Here is an 18855-nt window from a genome sequence, read left to right as displayed (position 1 = left end):
CTTTCTCAGCGCTCCGCTTGGAGGGCTTGTAAAAACCAGCCGGTGACGACATCGGGCCGGGTGATGGCGCTGCCGACCACCACCGCGTGCGCGCCGAGCTGCCGGGCCAGTGCCGCCAGTTCCGGCGTGTTGAGCCGCCCCTCTGCGACAAATGCCAGGCCCGCCGCCCGCAGCTGCACCATCAGCTCGAAGTCTGGCGCGTCTTGACGGGGACTGTGAGGCGTGTAGCCGCTCATGGTCGTGCTGACGATATCGGCCCCGGCGGCGTAGGCGGCCTGCGCTTCCTCCAGCGTGCTGACGTCGGCCATTGCCAGTGCGCCTGCTCCGTGGATGGCCTGGGTGAGTTCGGCCACGCTGAAGGGGCGCGGCGAGTCGGTGGCATCGAAGGCCACCACGTCTGCGCCCGCTGCGGCGATGTCGCGGGCCTCGCCGGGCGTGGCGGTGATGTACACCGGGCTGCCGGGCTGCACCTGCTTGGTCAGCCCGATGATCGGCACGCCGGTAATGGCGCGCACGGCAGCGACATCGGAGGCTGAGCGCAGCCGCAATCCGCCCGCGCCGCCGAGCAGGGCCGCGCGGCACAGCGCCAGGATATGCGCCGTATCTCGCAGCGGACTACCCTCGTCGGCCTGCACGCTGACGATGAGCTGTCCGGCCAGACGTTCAAGGATGGAAGACATGTGCAGAGTATGGCCGGTTTCCGAGCTATTCAGCGCCGGGCGAGTCGTGGCATGCTGCGCGCATGACCACCGATTGGACCCCCAGGGTTCTCGTGACCGGCGCGGCGCAGGGCATTGGCCGGGCCATCGCCGAACTGTTCGCCTCTCGCGGCGCACGGACCCTGCTGCTCGACCTCAACTTGCCCGCGCCGCTGGAGAAGGCCCTGTGCCTGCAAGGCGACGTGACGAGTGCCGCCGATATCGGGCGAGCCGTGCAGACCGCCGGAGAGCAGTGGGGCGGGCTGGACGTGCTGGTCAACAACGCCGCCTACCAAGGGGCCAGCGGCTCGCTGATGGACGTGCCCGACGACGGCTGGCAGCGCGCGCTCGACGTGAACCTGACGGCTCCGCTGCGCCTCTCGCGGGCCTGCGTGCCGCTGATGCCGCCGGGCAGCGCCGTCGTCAATGTCGCCAGCGTGCAGGGCCTGTTCGCCGAGCAGAACAACGTCGCCTACACGTCGAGCAAGGCCGGGTTGATCAACCTGACCCGCTCGATGTGCCTCGACCTCGCGCCGAGGGGCATCCGCGTGAACGCCGTCGCGCCGGGAGCGATCGCCACCGAGGACCTGCTTAAATCGGTGGGCGAAAGCAGCAACCCCGAGCAGACCCGGCGCGACTACGAAGACCTCCACGCCCTGCGCCGCCTCGGCACGCCGCAGGAGGTGGCCGAACTGGTGTCCTTCCTGGCCTCGCCCGCCGCTGCCTTCATCACTGGGGTGACGGTGCCCATCGACGGCGGCATGACCGCCAGTTTCATGATGGCGGGGCGGCCCGTTTAAGGCGTCAGTGCATGCCGAAGTGGCCCAGCTGCGGCACGTTCGGCCTCCACTCGGGCCGGGCCACCACTTCTCCGAAGAGGTCGTACTCGTCACTCTCCTCGATGCGGGCCTCCACGATGTCGCCGATCTTGATGTGCCCGGCGAACTCGCCCGCAAACAGATACACCTGGCCGTCGATGCCCGGCGCGTCGCCCTGGGTGCGCCCGATCAAGCGGGTGCCCGGCGCATCGTCATCATCGTCGTTGAACTCGTCGATGATGATCGGCATGATGCGGCCCACCTTCTCGGCCAGCTTCTCGGCGCTGATGCGCTGGGCCACTTCCATGAAACGGGCCAACCGCTCGGCTTTCACATCCTCGGCCACCGAACCAGGCAGCGCGTTGGCGTCGGCCTCCTCCACGTCCGAGTACGGAAAGGCCCCCACCCGGTCGAGGCGGGCTTCTTCCAGAAAAGTCAGCAGCTCCTGAAAGTCGGCCTCTGTTTCGCCGGGAAAGCCCACGATGAAAGTGCTGCGGATGGTGAGGTCGGGGCAGATTTCGCGCCAGCGCTTGATGGTGTCGAGCTGCTTGCCCGCACCGGGGCGGCGCATCAGTTTGAGCATCCGGGGGCTGGCGTGCTGAAGCGGCACGTCGAGGTACGGCAAGATCTTGCCCGCCGCCATCAGTTCCACGACCTTTTCCACGTGCGGATATGGGTAGACGTAGTGCATCCGCACCCAGGCTCCCATTTCGCCGAGCTTGACGGCCAGATCGGTCAGGTGGGCGCGTACCTGGGTCTCCTGAAATTCGCTTTCCCTGTACCGGATGTCTACGCCGTAAGCGCTGGTGTCCTGCGAGATGACGACCAGTTCCTTGGTGCCGCCCGCAATGAGCCGGTAGGCCTCGTAGAGCACCGCTGCGGCGTCGCGGCTGACCTGCTTGCCGCGCAGCTTGGGAATGATGCAAAACGAGCAGGTGTGGTTGCAGCCCTCGGCGATCTTGAGGTAGGCAAAATGGCGCGGGGTGAGCTTCACACTCGGCGCGAACACGTCGCCGTGGCGGGTGTTCTCCTTGACCGGCAGGGCGTTCTGGCGTGCCCCGGGCGCGGCGGTGGGCAGCAGGTCCGTGAAGGGGTGCTGCTCCATCGGCAGCAGCTCACGCACGTGCCGCATCACGTCGTCCACCGCTTCCGAGCCGGTAATGGCGGCCACCTTGGGATGCCGCGCCAGGATCTTGTCGGGCCGCTCGCCCAGGCAGCCGGTCACAATGACCTTGCCAGTCGCGTCGAGCGCCTCGCCGATGGCCGATAAGCTCTCCTCCACGGCGGGCGTAATGAAACCGCAGGTGTTGACGATCACCGTGTCGGCGTCACCGTAATTGTCGGCGATCCGGTAACCCTCGGCGCGGAGCTGGGTCAGGATGCGCTCGGAATCGACCAGCGCTTTGGGACAGCCCAGGCTGATGAAGCCCACTTTATTTTTGGTGCTGGGCGCGGTCAATTCGGTGCCCGGTTCTAATAGTGCAGTCATGTGGCGTTCTCTCCTCAGGGCGGCTTGGCCCAGAGGTGGGATGCCGCACATCAACCGCTCAGTATAAGGGCGCGGCGCAGCGGGAAAGGTGATGACTGCTGACTTCCTGTCAAGTATCAGTCATAAAAATGACGGGCTGGGCGGCCTTCAGTCCTCGCCCAGCCGCATTTCCTCCCCGATCTCATTGGAGGTCGGTTGCAGCAGTTCGGGGTCGTGAATCATGTTGCGCTCGGCCCGCAGCGCCTTTATCACAGCGTCGAGTTTGGCGTGCAGTTCGCGGGTGTCCTCGTTCTCGGCATTCTGGATCAGAAACATTATCAGGAAGGTGACGATGGTGGTGCCGGTATTGATGACCAGGTGCCAGCCGTCGGAAAAGTGAAACAGCGGCCCGCTAACGGCCCAGACGAGAAGACTGGTGAGCGCCAGGGTAAAGGCGGTCGACTTGCTGGTGAAATCCGCGCTGCGGCGCGAGAAGGTCTGGAATCTGGCTTCCAGGCTGGGAGGGCGGCGTCCGGGCTGACCCGACCTGGGCTGAGGTGCGGCGGCCCTGATGAGTTTGGAAACGGCATTCCAGCGTGGCATATCCACGTTTCATCTCCCGGCGCGCAGGCCCACGCCAGCAGGCCCCAGGCAGAGTGCGCCCTGCGCCTAAGCCTCACTTGAAGCATCCCGCCGCCGGGCCCTCAGGTGGACGCTAGGCTGGGACACATGACTGCCCACACCGAGACTGCTGTTCACATTCCCGACCTGATCGCTCGTAAGCGTGACGGCCTAGAGCATTCCCGCGCTGAACTCGAGACGCTGATCATGGGCTACGTGCGCGGCGAGGTGCCGGACTACCAGATCAGCGCTTGGCTGATGGCGGTGTACCTGCGCGGCATGAGCGCCCGCGAGGTGGCCGATTTGACGCTGGTGATGGCTGCAAGCGGTGAGCAGTTCGATCTGAGCAGCCTGAGCAACACCGTGGACAAGCACTCGACCGGCGGTGTGGGCGACAAGACCAGCCTGATCCTGACGCCGATGCTGGCCGCGCTCGGCCTGACGGTCGCCAAGATGAGCGGGCGCGGCCTGGCGCACACCGGCGGCACCATCGACAAGCTGGAGAGCATTCCCGGCTGGAGCGGCGAACTCACGGACGCGGCCTTTCTCAAGCAGGCGCGCGAGACTGGGCTGGCGCTGGTGGGCCAAAGCAAAGACCTCGCGCCCGCCGACGGCCTCTTGTACGCCCTGCGCGACGTGACCGCCACCGTCGCCTGCCTGCCCCTGATCGCCAGCAGCATCATGTCCAAGAAGCTCGCCAGCGGCGCGCAGACCATCGTGCTGGACGTGAAGGTGGGTGCGGGCGCGTTCATGAAGACGCTCGTCGACGGGCGCGAACTGGCCCGCGCCATGGTGGACATCGGCACGCACGCGGGCCGCAAGGTGCGGGCGGTGCTGACCGACATGGAGGCCCCGCTGGGTCACCTGGCCGGAAACAGCCTGGAGGTGCAGGAGGCGATGGCCACCCTCAACGGTCACGGCCCCCACGACCTGACCGAGCTGTGCGTGGCGCTGGCCGTCGAAGCGCTGGGTGCGCACGGCGAGGCCCCGCAGGAGGCTGAGGCGCGTGCCCGCCAGACCCTCTCGGACGGCTCGGCGCTGGCCAGGTTCCGCGCCTTCGTGGCCGCCCAGGGCGGCGACCCCAGCTACGTCGACGATCCCGACAAGCTGGACGTGGCCTTTGGGCGCACCGAGGTGCTGGCTGAAACGGGCGGCTTCGTGGAGTCGGTGGACGCCTTCTCGGTAGGCCAGGCGGTGCTGGTGCTGGGCGGCGGGCGCGAGCGCAAGAACGAGGCCATCGATCACGGCGTCGGCGTGGAGCTGGTCAAGAAACCGGGCGAGGCTGTCCAGGCAGGCGAGGTGCTGGCCCGCCTCTTCCACCGTGACGGGCGCGGGCTGGACACGGCGCTCGGGCTGCTGCGCGGCGGTATTCGCGTGGGGGCAGCTCAGCCGGAAGTGCCCGCTTTGATTCTGGGGCGGGTGGAGTAGCTGCTGGGCGGCCACTCGGCAGGACAACCCTGTTTCCCCCAGCTCTGTTACCCTTGAGTCATGCGTCTCATCTTGCTGATCATCGTGTTGGTGCTGCACCTGGTGTTCGGCCTGCTCAATATCGCCTCGCTGCTGGCCGTCCACGACATCAATCTGGGATTTGCCGTCTACACCGGGCCGCTGGGCCTCATTCTGCTGATCACCAGCGCGCTGGTCGCGGTGCTGGCCTACGTGGCCGCCAGCTTCAGCACCCTCAGGCGTGAGGCCGACACTGCCAAGCTGCTGCGCGACCTCGACTCGGTGCGCCAGAGCTTGGACAGCCAGGAAGCCAGCCGCTTCGCGCAGTTGCAGGCCTCGCTCGACAAGCGCTTCATTGGCCTGGATGCCCAGCTCACCCAGGGCCGCGCCCTGCCCAGCAGCGCCGTGAATCTGGGCAAGGACGATGCGGTCACGTCGGCCCAGCTCAGCCAGGAAATGAGTGCGCTCAACGCCTACCTGCGCCGCAAACTGGGCGACTGAGGGTGCTCCGGGCCGCGCGGATCAGGAAATTGAACCGGGTTCATTCAGGCCACAGGTCATGTTGCGGCGCGCCGCACCGCTAGAATGACGACATAAAGGAGCATCGCCTTGGCCCTCGACAAGTTTTTTCGCAGGCGTCGCCCGCAGGTCAACCCGCCCAGCGAAGCCGACACCCCCGATCTGTGGGGCAAATGCCCCCAGTGCAAGGAAAACGTCTATCTGCGCGATCTGGCGCTGAACGCCTACGTGTGCCCCAACTGCGGCTTTCACCACCGCCTGGGTGCTACCAAACGAGCCGAGGTACTGCTCGACGGGCCGATCGAGATCTGGTCGGGGCGGGTGCATCCGGTGGACGCCCTGAATTTCCGCGACACCGAGAGTTATCCGGAGCGCCTGGCGCGCGCGCAGGCCAAGACGGGTCGTCCCGACGCCATTCTGACCGGACGCGGCCAGATTGAGAATCTCAGCGTGGCCGCCGCCATCATGGACTTCGAGTTCTCCGGCGGCAGCATGGGCAGCGTGGTGGGCGAGGAAATCGCCCGCGCTGCCGAGCGGGCCGGTGAGGAGGGCCTGCCGCTGATCCTGGTGGCGGCGTCCGGCGGCGCCAGGATGCAGGAAAGTGCGTTGTCGCTGATGCAGATGGCCAAGACGACGGTGGCGCTTGAAGCCCTCTCAAAGCGTGGCCTGCCGTATATCAGCATCCTGACCGACCCCACCACCGGCGGCGTCACCGCTTCCTTTGCCACCATCGCCGACGTGATCGTGGCCGAGCCGGGGGCCTTGATCGGCTTCGCCGGGCCGAGGGTCATTCAGCAGACCATTCGCCAGAGCTTGCCGGACGGCTTTCAGCGCGCCGAGTTTCTGCTCGAACACGGCATGGTGGACATGATCGTGGACCGTCGCCAGCAGCGTGGAGAACTCGCCAAGCTGCTGCGGTTGCTGCACCCTGCCTCAGTGGGCGTTGCTGCACCGGCTTCTGTTCAGTCGGAGCAGGCCCCGTGACTCGGCCCAACCAGACCCGCACCACCCAGACACCGACAGTCCAGACCCTGCGTGAACTCGAAGCCCGCATCCGCGATCTGGAAAGCACTGCCGTCAGCACCGGGCAAGATTTAGACAGCGCCCTGACCCCGCTGCGCGCCCAGCTCACCCGGCTGCGCCAGCAGGTCAGCATGACGCGCTGGGAGCGGGTGCAACTGGCCCGCATCGCCGGGCGGCCCACCGCACTGGAGTATGTCGAGCGCCTGACCGAGGATTTCGTGGAACTTCACGGCGACCGCGCTTTTGGCGACGACCAGGCCCTGATCGGCGGTCCGGCGCTCTGGCAGGGCCGCCGGGTGATGCTCCTGATGCAGCAAAAGGGCCGCGACACCAAGGACAAGATCAAGCGGCGCTTCGGCAGTGCCAACCCCGAGGGCTACCGCAAGGCCGTGCGCTTGATGGACCTGGCCGACAAGTTCGGTTTGCCGGTGGTGGCATTGATCGATACCCAGGGCGCGTATCCGGGCCTGGAAGCCGAGGAGCGCGGGCAGGGCTGGGCGATTGCCGAGAGCATCCAGCGCATGAGCCGCCTGCGCGTGCCTGCCGTCTGCGCCGTGATCGGCGAGGGTGGCAGCGGCGGCGCGCTGGCCATCGGCATCGGCAACCGGGTGCTGATCATGGAAAACGCCTGGTACTCGGTGATCTCGCCGGAGGGGGCGGCCAGCATCATCTGGAAGGACAGCGCCAAGGCCCCCGAGGCGGCCGAGGCCCTCAAGCTGACCGCCCCCGACCTGCTGGAACTCGGCATCGTGGAGGAAGTCATTGCCGAACCCACCGGCGGCGCACACCTCGACGTGGACGCTGCCGCCGCCGCACTCGGTGAGGCGGTCAGCCGCCACCTCGACGAGCTGGCCGGGCAATCACCGGAAGAGTGGGTCAGCGGGCGGGCCGAGCGCTTTCGCAAGCTGGGCGCGTACCGCGAGAGCTGAAGCAAGAGCGGTTCGACTCGTAATCTCTAGCTCCCTTCCCGCTGCACCCGGCCCGCTACATTCTGCCCTGACATCCGCGCCGTAGGGTCAGGGCTGTATGGTGGCAACGATGGACACCCTGAGCGCCGCGCCCATTCGGCCCGCGAACGAGCGGTCAACGAACCGGCACACCCCTCCCCGCTGTCGGAACATCCCTTGACCGCGCCGCCGCAGCGCCAAGTGCAGCAGTCCCCGGTTCAGCCGCGCCGCCGCGCCCGCCGCCAGGAAGCTTGGCTGGCCTACCTCTTTTTGCTTCCGGCGCTGCTGCTGATTGGCGTGTTCGGGCTGTTTCCCATTCTCTACTCGCTCTATATGAGTGTCTACAACTGGCGGGTGCGGCAGGGCGATTTCGTGGGCCTGGCCAACTACCACCAGCTTCTGGGGTCGTGGGGCGGCCCGGCGACCTTCGTGCTGGGCCTGGTGCTGATTCTGACGGCGCACTGGCTGTGGACCGGGGCCTTTGCGGAGCTGAGCGCCCGGCGCTGGTGGCGCTTGCCCGCCGCGCTGGCCCTGCTGGGCGCGGGCGTGGCGATTGCCCTGAGTTGGGGCGTGATTACCACCCACGGCGACGCGGCCTTTTTGCAATCGGTGATCGTGACCATGTACTACGCGGTGCTGAGTGTGCCGCTCCAGATCGTGCTGGCGCTCGTGCTGGCCGCGCTGCTCTACGGCAAGATCAAGGGACAGGGGTTTTTCCGGGCGGTGTATTTTCTGCCCTACGTGATCCCGGTGGTCGCCACCGCCGCCGTCTTCCGGATCATCTTCAGCCCGCGCGAGAGCAGCCTGGCCAACACCGTGCTCGGCTGGCTGCACTTCGCGCCGCAACAGTGGTTGTTCGATCCGCGCCCGCTCAGTCAGGTGCTGTTCGGCTTTCAGTGGCCGGGGGTGTGGGCCGGGCCGAGCATGGCGCTCGCCACCATCGTGCTGTTCGGGGTCTGGACTTATGTGGGCTACAACGTGGTTATTTTTCTGGCTGGCCTGACGGGCATCCCCAGAGACCTCTACGAGGCCGCCGAGATCGACGGCGCAGGCAGCATCGCCCAGTTTTTCTCCATCACCGTGCCACTGCTCTCGCCGGTTATTTTTTATGTGGCGCTGGTCGGGCTGATCGGCACTTTGCAGGCTTTCAATCACCTCTACGTGATGCGGGTGCCGTCGGCCCAGGGTACGGTAGACACCGCCAGCATCAACATCTTCGACACCTTTTATCAGGCCAACAATTACGGCCTGGCCGCCGCCGAGTCGTTCGTGCTGTTTTTCCTGATTCTGGTGCTGACCCTCTTTCAATTCCGCTTTTTCGGCAGGAAGGTGTTTTATGGCTGAGCAGACCCAGGGTAGGCAGATTCAGGGCGGCCCAGTTCAGACAGAGGAGCTGCAGGCACAACTGCGCCCCGCTGCCACGCCGCGTGAGAGCTACGTCTTTCACTGGTCGCACCTGCCGATCTATTTCTTTCTGATGATCGGGGCGATCTTCGCGTTGACGCCCTTTCTGTACATGCTTACCACCTCGCTGATGACGCTGGGCGAGACCATCAACAAGCAGTGGCTCCCGCACCAGCCACGACTCGGCAACTATGCCCAGGCCTGGGTGCAGGGCAATTTCGACCGCTACTTCGTCAACAGCATCCTGATCAGCGCGCTGACCATCCTGGGGCTGGTGACGACCTCGGCGCTGGCCGCCTACGCTTTTGCCCGCATGACCTTTCCGGGCCGCGACGCCCTCTTCGTGGTGCTGCTGGCCACCCTGATGATTCCCGAGACCGTCACCTTCATCCCCAATTTCCTGATGGTGCGCGGCGGAATCCTGCCGCTGCCGGGCGGCTCGTGGCTTGACAGCCTGGCAGCGCTGACGGTGCCGTTCATGGCCAACGCCTTCAGTATTTTTCTGCTGCGCCAGTTCTTCGCCCGCATTCCCAGCGAACTCTGGGACGCCGCGCAGCTCGATGGCGCTGGCCACCTGCGTTTTCTGGTGACCATCGTGGTGCCGCTGAGCCGGGCGGCGCTGCTGACCGTGACCCTCTTGACCTTCGTGGCGTCCTGGAATTCGTTTCTGTGGCCGCTGCTGGTGACGTTTACGCCCACATGGCGGCCCCTGACGGTGGGGCTGTGGACCTTCATCAGCGAGGCCGGACCTGAAACCCAGCTGTTGATGGCCGGATCGGTCATCGCCGTAGTGCCGGTGCTGATCATCTACCTGCTCACTCAGCGCCAGTTTACCGAGGGTGTGGCCACCAGCGGCCTGAAAGGTTGAGCTGCCAGTTGACCTGTGCCTGACACCGGCGCGTTGAATTGAGCTGCCTGGCCTGTCGATCAGGCCGCAGGTTGAAGCTGCAAGTCGAGTCAGGTTGCCCTCCCCCACCGTCCCTTGCTCCTCCAGGCACTTCACCCCATCCTTCAGATCATGTTCTACCGTTTGCAAAAGGAGATCCGATGTCAAACCCACTGCGCTCCCCCGCTCGCCTGCTGCCTGCCGCCCTGCTGATCGGCGCGGCCCTGTCCGGTGCCGCCCGTGCCCAGAGCGTCAACTGGGAAACAGTGAGTTCCAAGAACCAGACTGTCACCTTCTGGCACCAGCTCACCGGCAACAACGCGAAGGTCATGGACGGCATCATCGCCGACTTCAACAAATCCAACCCCTACAACATCACGGTGAAGGGCCAGTACCAGGGCAACTACGACCAGATTTACCAGAAGATGGTGCCGGTGCTCGGCACGCCCGCCATGCCGGATCTGACGGTGGCTTACCAGAACCAGGCCGCCACCTACCAGCTCGGCGACGCGCTGCTCAACCTCAATCCACTGGTCGCCAGCCGCAAGTGGGGCCTGAGTCCGGTGGACGCCAACGACTTTTTCAGCGGCATTTACAAGGCCGACGTGTTTCCGGTGTTCGGTAACCAGCGCCTCGGGTTTCCGGTGCAGCGTTCGGCAGAAGTGATGTTCTACAACAGCGACTGGCTCAAAGAACTCGGCTACAAGGGGCCGCCCACCACCCCCGACCAGTTCAAGACGATGGCCTGCAAGGCCTCCAAGACGCCCTTCAGCAAGGCCAAGGGCAGCAGTCTCGGCTACGAGCTGAGCGTGGACGCCTCGCGCTTCGCCTCATGGACCTACGCCTTCGGCGGCGACATCTACGACGCCAAGACCAACAAGTTCACCCTGAGCAGCGCGGCGGCGACCCAGGCCATGACTTTCTTGCAGGGCCTGTTCAAGGACGGCTGCGCCAAGCTGGTCACCGAGAACTTCGGCGATCAGACCGACTTCGGCACCGGCAAGCTGCTGTTCTCCATCGGTTCGTCGAGCGGCCTGACCTTTTTCAAGAGCGCGGTGGACAAGGGCGCGGCCTTCGCCTGGAGCATCAACCCGGTGCCGCACACCACCGCCCAGCCCACCGTCGATCTCTACGGCGCGAGCGTCAGCCTGCCCGCGACCGGCGACGCCAAGCGCGAGCTGGCCGCCTGGCTGTTCGTCAAGTACTGGGCCAGCCCCACGGTGCAGGCGACCTGGGCCAAGGGCAGTAACTACTTTCCCACCCGCAAGAGTGTGGCCGGTCAACTCGGCGACTACTTCGCGGCCAACCCCACGTACAAGAAAGGCTACGCCCTGCTGCGCAACGCCACCGCCGAGCCTGCCGTGCCCGGCTACGACGCCGTTCGCAGCGTGATGGAAAAGACCATGACCGCCATCGTCGGCGGTGCGGACGTCAAATCGTCGCTGGCCGACCTCAATGTGCAGGCCAACAAGATCCTGGCCGACCAGCTCTCGCAGATCAAGAAGCGCTGAGACGCAGACCATCGGGTGGGCCGCGCCGCTGGGGTGCGGCCCTCTCTCATTGCTGAGAAGACCGAATGGTTTCAATCTGGATCATTCCAGAAATTGATCTGGGTTCGCACTGATAAGCAATTATCAGGCTTACGGCTTGTGGGGTCGGTGATGCTGGGCAGGGCGGCCCTGCTCATCCATCCAGACCATCCAGCCATTTTTAGAAGCGCCAGAAATATCATCTGCCGCCGTGCTCGGCGACGTGTACTCCACATTTTTGAGGTAACGCAGCCGCCCATCTTCCAGCAAAGCAACTTCACCTGCGTCCAACATGGTTTGACGGCGTTTGCCCACAGATGCGGCGTACTCCTTGACCTCGGCGCTGGCGATACTTCCCGCTTGAACGACCCATTTGCCCAGGGCCGGAAAATAAACGGCGCGGGCATCCGCTTCTCCAGGCTGATAGTGGAAGGCAATTTCGCTGGGTGCGGATGGGGTCGGCCCATCTGGCGTGGGTACTGAGAACTCCAGCTTGTCCGCTTTGGTCGGTTGCGCTTTGAGCGGCCACTCGCTCTTTTTATGCTCCGGTCTCTTGAGTTCCCGTACAGCTGGACTGGGTGACTAACTTTGCACCGCGCCCAGCAGTACGTCGCGCTCGGCTTCGGTGATCAGACGCATTCTGACCGCCGCTGCCGCCGCCTTCTCGAAACTGGAGATGTCATACTCGCTTTGCACATCTTCGACAATCGGGCGCTTTTCCGAGTGAATCTGGGCTTCGTCACGCCGTTTTTGCTGAGCCTGCTGGACGTCCGAAAGTCGAGTCTCAAACATGCCGCTCGTCCAGCTTGCCGCGTCCAGTACGGCGGCGAGATCACTCGCAAACACCCCGGCAGCGTTCTGGACCAGTTCGAGCTTCAAGACAATGCGCTCCGAATACGGACCTTGCATGTGCTCATCAATGACCACCCAGACGCGGCCATCGGTCAGCAGCGCCCAGCGGATGCCCTTGCTGCCCGCATAAGCGGCGACTTGTTGATAGTCCTTGTCATGCAGGCCGACGTTCATGCCTTTAAGTTCGAGCACGAACTGATATCTCGCCCGCCACGACGCGCACATCTGGTCGAAAGCCGCCCTTGTCGGTTTCCTCGGGAATAACTTGCGCCGGATTCCAGATATCGAAGCCTGCCGCTTGCAGAATCGGCAACACGATGGCTTGCCGCACCACAGCCTCGCCCGGACTGGGCTGGCTGGAGAGCCATTGTTGGATGACTTTAACGACTTGAGTCACATGCTCACGTCTGAGAGGAGTTTGCTCGGCGGGCATGTTTCAAAAGTTTAGCGGAAGGGTCGGGCCTTCTTTCAATGTCCAGCGCCTTATCCTTTACACTCTCTGCAACCATGCAACGACTTGCGACGCTCCTCACGTTCGCTCTGGCGATTTCGGCGGCTGCCCAGACCACCCTCCCGGCCAACACCGCCCGCATTCACTACCAACGCCCCGACGCCCAGTACGCCGCCTGGGGCTTGCATGTCTGGGAAGACACCAGCGCCGCCGTGACCTGGGACAAGCCGCTGAAGGCTTCGGGCACAGATGACTACGGCGTCTACTGGGACGTGCCGCTCAAACCCAGTCCGGTCAAGTTGGGACTGATCGTCCATTCCGGTGACAAGAAAGACGCAGACAAGGACCTGTTCATGAACCTGGGCCTGGGCCATGAGTTGTGGCTCAAGTCGGGCACCACCAACGTGGCCTACGCCAAGGCTGGGCCGTTCAACGTGGACGCGACCCAGGCGGTGGTGGCGCAGGCCGCGCCCGCTCCTGCTGCGCCTGCCGCCGACAGCGGCCCGGCCATTCCGGCTGGCAATGCCCGCATCAACTACTACCGTCCCGACGGCAAGTACGACGGCTGGGGCCTTCACGTCTGGGACGGCGCGAAGACGCCCACCGAATGGACCAAGCCGCTGACGCAAACCGGCAAAAATGAGTTCGGAGTGTACTGGGATGTGCTCACCGTGGAAGGCTGGACCAAATTGAACTTCATCATTCACAAGGGTGACGACAAGGACCCCGGCCCCGACCAGAGCCTGCCCGCCGCTTCCGGCAATCAGGCCTGGATCATCAGCGGCAGCCCGGCGGTCAACACCACCCGCCCCGATACCAGCGTGCGGCCCATCGGCGATCTGGGGCAGCAGCAGGCGGTGTGGCTCACCCGCGACACCATCGCCGTCAAGCCCGCGCTGCTGGAGAACGGAGCACTGCTCAACCTGTATTACAGCGCGGCGGGCGACCTCAAGCTGACCTCAGCGGGCATCACCGGCGGCGCGAGCCTGCCGCTGGTGCGCTCGGACGACGGCGACCAGCTGAGCGCAGCGCTCAAGGCCAAATACCCCTATCTGGCGAAGTACGCGGTGGTCAAGCTCAGGCCCGAGGATGCGGGTCAGGTGGCGGCGGCCCTGCGCGGGCAACTGGCCCTCAGCAGCACCGGGCTGGACGACAAACTGATCGACGCGACGGGTGTGCAGCGCTGGGGCGCACTCGACGACCTCTACAGCTACAGCGGCCCGCTGGGCGTGACCTGGGCGGGCACCATTCCTACCCTGACCGTCTGGGCCCCCACCGCGCAGAGTGTTCAGGTGCTGGTGGCGGTGAATGGACAGACCAGGACCATGCCGATGAGGGCGGGCGAGAAGGGCAGCTGGAGCGTGACCGGTGACGCCACCTGGAAGAATGCGCCCTACCGCTACGAAGTCAAGGTCTACGCGCCCACGACGGGCAAGGTCGAAACCAACCTCGTGTCTGATCCTTACTCCACCGGCCTGACCCGCGACAGCCAGCAATCACTCGTCACCGACCTCAATGACGCCGCGCAGAAACCGGCGGGCTGGGACACCCTCAAGAAGCCCGCGCTCAGCTCGGTGGGCGACCTGAACTTCTACGAGCTGCACCCGCGCGACTTCAGCGTGGCCGATGCCACCGTTCCGGCTGCCGAGCGCGGCACCTACCTGGCCTTCACCGAGAAGAACAGCGACGGCATGAAGCACCTGAGGGCTTTGGCCGACGCGGGCCTCAAGGCCGTTCACCTGCTGCCGACCTTCGACATCGCCTCGCTGCCCAAAGATAAGGCGACCTGGAAGAGCACAGGAGACCTCTCTAAACTCCCACCTGCCAGCGAGGAGCAGCAGGCCGCCGTCAACGCCGTCAAGGATCAGGACGGCTTCAACTGGGGCTACGATCCCTACCACTACATGACGCCGGAAGGCACCTACGCGGTGAATCCCGACCAGCGCACCAAAGAGTACCGCTCGATGGTCATGGCGCTCAACGCGGCGGGCCTGCGGGTCGTGCAGGATGTGGTCTTCAACCACACGGCGGCCAGTGGCGAGGCCGACAACAGCGTGCTGGACAAGGTCGTTCCCGGGTACTACCACCGGCTCGACGTCAACGGCGTGGTCGCCAACTCGACCTGCTGCTCCAACACCGCCACCGAGCACACCATGATGCGCCGCCTGATGCTCGACACGCTGGTGCTGGAGGCCAAGCAGTACAAGGTGGACGGCTTCCGCTTCGATTTGATGGGTCACCATCTCGTCAGCGACATGCAGGCTGCCCGAGCCGCACTCGACGCGCTGACTCTTGCCAAAGACGGCGTGGACGGCAAGCAGATCTACCTCTACGGCGAGGGCTGGGACTTTGGCGAGGTGGCAGGGAACGCGCGCGGCGTCAACGCCACCCAGATCAACCTCTATGGACAGGGCATCGGCACCTTCAACGACCGCATCCGGGACGCGGTGCGCGGCGGCAATCCCTTCGGCGGCCTGCAAGACCAGGGCTTCGCCACCGGCCTGTTTACCCTGCCCAATGGCCAGCCGCAGAACACCGACAAGGCAAAACTGCTCAAGCTCACCGATCAGCTCAAGGTGGCGCTGAGCGGCAATCTGCGCGACTTCAGGTTCACCGACAGCACTGGCAAGACCGTGACCGGCGCTCAGGTGACCTATAACGGTGCGCCCACCGGCTACGCGGCCAGCCCCCGCGAGGCGATCAACTACGTCTCGGCGCACGACAACCAGACCCTCTGGGACGCGGTGCTGCTCAAGGCCCCGCTCAGCGCGACGACGGCCCAGCGGGTGCGGATGCAGAATCTGGCCTACAGCTTGGTGCTGCTGGGTCAGGGCATGCCGTTCATCCATGCGGGCGACGAGTTGCTGCGCTCCAAGAGCTTCGACACCGACAGCTACAACAGCGGCGACTGGTTCAATGCGGTGGCCTGGACCGGGGCCGACAACGGCTTCGGACGCGGGTTGCCGATGGCCGAGAAGAACAAGGACCAGTGGGATATTTACCGCCCCTTGCTCGCCAACGCGGCCCTCAAGGTGACGGCGGCGGACCGGACGCGGGCCTCGGACCATCTGCGCGAGCTGCTGAGCATCCGCAACTCCACGTCCCTCTTCCGGCTGCCCAGCGCCCAAGCTGTGCAAAGCCAGCTGACGTTCCTCAACGCTGGCCCCAATCAGACACCTGGCGTCATCGTGATGAAGCTCAGCGGCGGGGCGGCACCCTACAAGAACGTTTTGGTCGTCTTCAACGCCGCCAGCACCGCCTACACCCTCAAGGATGCCAGCCTCGTGTCGCTGAAGCTGAGTCTGCACCCGGCCCTCCAGGCCAGCTCGGACGCGGTGGTGAAGAGCAGCAAAGTCAGCGGCGATACGCTGAGCGTGCCGGGGCTGACGACGGCGGTATTCGTCGGCAAGTAGCGCGGCCAATCGCCCAGTGAGACCGGCGTACGGCTCCCACCTCGTTCAAGTGATGGCCGGGCCTTCTGGCCTCCACCTCAACCTGCCGAAAACGATTTCGCCCTCGTCCTTTTGTGTTACCCTCAGTCCATCGACAACGGACTTCAAACGCGGCCAAAGCGCCTGGCCTGGGCGTCAGGCTCCCAGCCAAAAATCAAGTTGCTTTTGCTCGTCTCCTTCACGGACAGGTGAACCCTTGAGCCAACCTCCAGCCGCCGAATTTATCAACGTCACCAAGGCCTTCGGGCCAGTGGAAGTTCTGCACGGCGTCAGTGTGGCCATCGCTGCCGGAGAAGTTCACGCCTTGATCGGTGAAAACGGCGCGGGCAAGAGCACCCTGATGAAAATTCTGGGCGGCTATCAACCGCCGACCACCGGTGAAGTGCAGGTGTCGGGGCAGCCGGTTCACTTTCGCAGCAGCCGCGACGCCGAGGCCAGAGGCGTGGTGCTGATTCACCAGGAATTCAATCTGGCCGACGATCTCAGCGTGGCGCAAAACGTCTTTCTGGGCCGCGAACTCGGCGGCCTGCTGCTCAACGACGCGGCCATGAACGCCGAGGCGCACGCGGCCCTCTCGCGCCTCAGCGTGCCGATCGATCCGCGCTCGAAAGTACGCGATTTGAGCGTGCCCCAAAAGCAGCTTGTCGAGATTGCCAAGGCGCTGGCCCGCGACGCCCGCGTGCTGATCATGGACGAACCCACGGCCAGCCTGACGGTGCGCGAAACCGAGGTGCTATTTGACCTGATCCGTAACCTCAGGGCGCAGGGCGTGACCATCCTCTACATCAGCCACAAACTGGAAGAGGTCAAGGCGCTGGCGGATACGGTGACGGTGCTGCGCGACGGTCTGGTGGTTTCCAGCGGCCCGGCCAGCGAACTGACCCCGCACGAGATGGCCAACCGGATGGTGGGGCGCGAACTGGAGGACATGTTTCCGCCGAAGGGCCAGCCGGGCGAGCGGGAACTGCTGCACGTAGAGCAACTCAGCGTGCCGGGCTGGGCGCAGGACATCCGTTTTACCCTGCATGCGGGCGAGGTGCTGGGCTTCGCGGGCCTAGTCGGCTCGGGGCGCACCGAGCTGTTCGAGGGCCTGCTGGGACTGCGCCCGCGCACGCTGGGGCAGGTGCGACTGGCCGGAAAAGCCGTGCGTCTGCGCAGTCCCGGCGACGCGGCCCGCGCCGGGCTGGTGTACCTTAGCGAGGACCGCAAGGGCAAGGGCCTGCTGGTCGATTTCAAGTTGCGCCCCAACCTGACCCTGACCACCCTGCAGCACTACGCCCGCCCGCTGCTCGATATCGGCGCGGAGCAGCGGGCACTGGAGCGGGCCGCCAAGGACTACGGCATTCGCAGCGGGCGCCTGGACGTGGAAGCGCGCCTGCTGTCGGGCGGTAACCAGCAAAAGCTCGCCCTGGCCCGCATTCTGGAAGCCGATCCGCAGGTGATCGTGCTCGACGAACCCACGCGCGGCGTGGATGTGGGGGCCAAGCGCGAGATTTATTTGCTGATTGACCGCCTGGCCCAGAGCGGCAAGGGCGTCATCGTCATCTCCAGCGAGCTCAATGAACTTCTCGGCCTGAGTCAGCGCCTGCTGGTGGTCCGCGAGGGCCGCATCGTGGGTGAGCTGTCGGGAGCCGAGATGAGCGAGCAGGAAGTCATTCAATACGCCACCGGCCTCAAGGCCGCCCCCAGCCACACCACACCGTCCATTCTGGAGAGCGCGTGACCACCCAACCCGGCGAAGCCCAAGTGACCCCCCGCCCTTCCGCCCTGGCCCGCCTCGGCAGTCTGGGTCCCTTGCTGGGCCTTGGCGCACTGATGATCGTGGCGACGTTGCTCAACCCCGATTTCCTGACCCTCTCCAACCTATCCAACGTGCTGACCCGCGCTGCCTTCATCGGCATCATCGCGGTGGGGGCCACTTTCGTGATCATCTCGGGCGGCATCGATCTGTCGGTAGGCTCCATGGCTGCCCTCATCGCCGGTTCGATGATCCTGATCATGAATGCGGTAAGTCCGGGCGTCGGCACCTTCGGCATCATCGCCCTTGGGATGCTGTGCGCCCTGCTGATCGGCGCGGGGGCGGGGCTGCTGCACGGCACGGTCATCACGCGGGGCCGCATCGAGCCGTTCATCGTCACCCTGGGCACGCTGGGCATCTTCCGCTCGGTGCTGACCTACCTCTCGCAGGGCGGCAGCATCTCGCTGGGCAACGACCTCAGCGACGCCTACAGCCCGGTGTTCTACGGCAAGTTGCTGGGCATCCCTATCCCGATTCTGGTGTTCGCTGCCGTCGCCCTGCTGGGCGGGCTGATTCTCAACCGCACCCGCTACGGGCGCTACGTGCAGGCCACCGGCAGCAACGAGCAGGTGGCCCGCTACGCTGCCGTCAACGTCACCCAGGTCAAGATCATCACCTACGTCATTCAGGGCCTGTGCGTGGCGCTGGCGACCCTTTTGTACGTGCCGCGCCTGGGAAGCGCCAGCCCCAGCACCGGCCTGCTGTGGGAGCTGGAGGCCATCGCCGCCGTCATCATCGGCGGCACGGCCCTCAAGGGCGGCTCGGGGCGCATCTGGGGCACGGTGGTGGGCGCGATCTTGCTGGTCACCATCGAGAACGTCCTCAACCTCACCTCCATCATCAGCGTGTACCTGAATGCCGCCGTGCAGGGCGTGGTCATCATCATCGTGGCGTTCATGCAGCGCGGCAAGAAGGTGGGATAGAGATGATCTTCAGACCCCGG

The 18855-nt window shown here is 65.1% G+C and carries 17 protein-coding genes; 11 read left to right on the top strand and 6 right to left on the bottom strand.

The features are described from left to right. Window positions 1-5 precede the first annotated feature (5 nt). Entirely contained in the window at window positions 6-680 is a 675-nt protein-coding gene (locus tag GUI70_RS14350) for an N-acetylmannosamine-6-phosphate 2-epimerase (protein ID WP_161882999.1), read from the bottom strand. A gap of 62 nt (window positions 681-742) precedes the next feature. On the opposite strand from GUI70_RS14350, the gene GUI70_RS14345 reads away from it, so the two are divergent. Continuing rightward, window positions 743-1498: an SDR family NAD(P)-dependent oxidoreductase gene (locus GUI70_RS14345; protein ID WP_161882998.1), complete on the top strand. Its 756-nt coding sequence runs from the start codon at window positions 743-745 to the stop codon at window positions 1496-1498. A 4-nt stretch (window positions 1499-1502) separates the two neighbouring features. Here the strand turns inward: GUI70_RS14345 and rimO are convergent, their stop codons facing one another. Then, window positions 1503-3005: a 30S ribosomal protein S12 methylthiotransferase RimO gene (rimO, locus tag GUI70_RS14340; protein ID WP_161882997.1), complete on the bottom strand. Its 1503-nt coding sequence runs from the start codon at window positions 3003-3005 to the stop codon at window positions 1503-1505. A gap of 147 nt (window positions 3006-3152) precedes the next feature. Further along, window positions 3153-3587, bottom strand: a complete 435-nt coding sequence (locus GUI70_RS14335; RefSeq protein WP_161883040.1) for a low affinity iron permease family protein — start codon at window positions 3585-3587, stop codon at window positions 3153-3155. 126 nt (window positions 3588-3713) lie between these two features. Here GUI70_RS14335 and GUI70_RS14330 point away from each other — a divergent pair, with 126 nt between their 5' ends. From GUI70_RS14330 to GUI70_RS14300, 7 genes are all read left to right on the top strand, one after another. Continuing rightward, window positions 3714-5033: a thymidine phosphorylase gene (locus GUI70_RS14330; RefSeq protein WP_161882996.1), complete on the top strand. Its 1320-nt coding sequence runs from the start codon at window positions 3714-3716 to the stop codon at window positions 5031-5033. Between the two features lie 60 nt (window positions 5034-5093). Next, a complete protein-coding gene (locus tag GUI70_RS14325) occupies window positions 5094-5552 on the top strand; it encodes a LapA family protein (protein WP_161882995.1) in 459 nt (152 codons plus the stop codon). 108 nt (window positions 5553-5660) lie between these two features. Next, window positions 5661-6554, top strand: a complete 894-nt coding sequence (accD, locus tag GUI70_RS14320) for an acetyl-CoA carboxylase, carboxyltransferase subunit beta (RefSeq protein ID WP_161882994.1) — start codon at window positions 5661-5663, stop codon at window positions 6552-6554. After that, complete coding sequence (locus GUI70_RS14315) at window positions 6551-7522, top strand: acetyl-CoA carboxylase carboxyltransferase subunit alpha (RefSeq protein ID WP_237724935.1); 972 nt, start codon at window positions 6551-6553, stop codon at window positions 7520-7522. The genes accD and GUI70_RS14315 overlap by 4 nt, the downstream gene beginning before the upstream one ends. A gap of 195 nt (window positions 7523-7717) precedes the next feature. Then, window positions 7718-8884, top strand: coding sequence for a carbohydrate ABC transporter permease (locus GUI70_RS14310; RefSeq protein ID WP_237724934.1), 1167 nt, complete (start codon window positions 7718-7720; stop codon window positions 8882-8884). Continuing rightward, window positions 8877-9812 (top strand): carbohydrate ABC transporter permease, encoded by a 936-nt coding sequence (locus tag GUI70_RS14305; protein WP_161882992.1) that lies wholly within the window; start codon window positions 8877-8879, stop codon window positions 9810-9812. Before GUI70_RS14310 ends, GUI70_RS14305 begins: the two co-directional genes overlap by 8 nt. A gap of 179 nt (window positions 9813-9991) precedes the next feature. Beyond that, entirely contained in the window at window positions 9992-11341 is a 1350-nt protein-coding gene (locus GUI70_RS14300; protein ID WP_161882991.1) for an ABC transporter substrate-binding protein, read from the top strand. 129 nt (window positions 11342-11470) lie between these two features. Here the strand turns inward: GUI70_RS14300 and GUI70_RS26120 are convergent, their stop codons facing one another. The 3 genes from GUI70_RS26120 to GUI70_RS14285 form a co-directional block, all read right to left on the bottom strand. Next, a complete protein-coding gene (locus GUI70_RS26120; protein WP_497747269.1) occupies window positions 11471-11797 on the bottom strand; it encodes a DUF4357 domain-containing protein in 327 nt (108 codons plus the stop codon). Between the two features lie 144 nt (window positions 11798-11941). After that, the gene (locus tag GUI70_RS14290) at window positions 11942-12385 is read right to left on the bottom strand and encodes a hypothetical protein (RefSeq protein ID WP_237724933.1); all 444 of its coding nucleotides are present in this window, start codon (window positions 12383-12385) and stop codon (window positions 11942-11944) included. A gap of 4 nt (window positions 12386-12389) precedes the next feature. After that, window positions 12390-12644 (bottom strand): hypothetical protein, encoded by a 255-nt coding sequence (locus GUI70_RS14285; protein ID WP_161882988.1) that lies wholly within the window; start codon window positions 12642-12644, stop codon window positions 12390-12392. 74 nt (window positions 12645-12718) lie between these two features. On the opposite strand from GUI70_RS14285, the gene pulA reads away from it, so the two are divergent. From pulA to GUI70_RS14270, 3 genes are all read left to right on the top strand, one after another. After that, on the top strand, window positions 12719-16075 hold the full coding sequence (pulA, locus tag GUI70_RS14280) for a pullulanase-type alpha-1,6-glucosidase (RefSeq protein ID WP_161882987.1): 3357 nt from the start codon (window positions 12719-12721) through the stop codon (window positions 16073-16075). A 235-nt stretch (window positions 16076-16310) separates the two neighbouring features. Then, window positions 16311-17837, top strand: a complete 1527-nt coding sequence (locus GUI70_RS14275; RefSeq protein ID WP_237724932.1) for a sugar ABC transporter ATP-binding protein — start codon at window positions 16311-16313, stop codon at window positions 17835-17837. Next, entirely contained in the window at window positions 17834-18835 is a 1002-nt protein-coding gene (locus GUI70_RS14270; RefSeq protein ID WP_202630485.1) for an ABC transporter permease, read from the top strand. The genes GUI70_RS14275 and GUI70_RS14270 overlap by 4 nt, the downstream gene beginning before the upstream one ends. Window positions 18836-18855 lie beyond the last annotated feature (20 nt).

The organism is Deinococcus alpinitundrae, from assembly GCF_009982895.1.
Lineage (GTDB): Bacteria > Deinococcota > Deinococci > Deinococcales > Deinococcaceae > Deinococcus > Deinococcus alpinitundrae.
The sequence above is the reverse complement of the archived record's forward strand: the minus strand, read 5'-3'. Positions and strand labels throughout refer to the sequence as shown.

Coding starts and splice junctions, on each gene's coding strand:
- GUI70_RS14350 (WP_161882999.1), bottom strand. CDS start 680: ATGTCTTCCATCCTTGAACGTCTGGCCGGACAGCTCATCGTCAGCGTG.
- GUI70_RS14345 (WP_161882998.1), top strand. CDS start 743: ATGACCACCGATTGGACCCCCAGGGTTCTCGTGACCGGCGCGGCGCAG.
- rimO (WP_161882997.1), bottom strand. CDS start 3,005: ATGACTGCACTATTAGAACCGGGCACCGAATTGACCGCGCCCAGCACC.
- GUI70_RS14335 (WP_161883040.1), bottom strand. CDS start 3,587: ATGCCACGCTGGAATGCCGTTTCCAAACTCATCAGGGCCGCCGCACCT.
- GUI70_RS14330 (WP_161882996.1), top strand. CDS start 3,714: ATGACTGCCCACACCGAGACTGCTGTTCACATTCCCGACCTGATCGCT.
- GUI70_RS14325 (WP_161882995.1), top strand. CDS start 5,094: ATGCGTCTCATCTTGCTGATCATCGTGTTGGTGCTGCACCTGGTGTTC.
- GUI70_RS14305 (WP_161882992.1), top strand. CDS start 8,877: ATGGCTGAGCAGACCCAGGGTAGGCAGATTCAGGGCGGCCCAGTTCAG.
- GUI70_RS14300 (WP_161882991.1), top strand. CDS start 9,992: ATGTCAAACCCACTGCGCTCCCCCGCTCGCCTGCTGCCTGCCGCCCTG.
- GUI70_RS14290 (WP_237724933.1), bottom strand. CDS start 12,385: ATGAACGTCGGCCTGCATGACAAGGACTATCAACAAGTCGCCGCTTAT.
- GUI70_RS14285 (WP_161882988.1), bottom strand. CDS start 12,644: ATGCCCGCCGAGCAAACTCCTCTCAGACGTGAGCATGTGACTCAAGTC.
- pulA (WP_161882987.1), top strand. CDS start 12,719: ATGCAACGACTTGCGACGCTCCTCACGTTCGCTCTGGCGATTTCGGCG.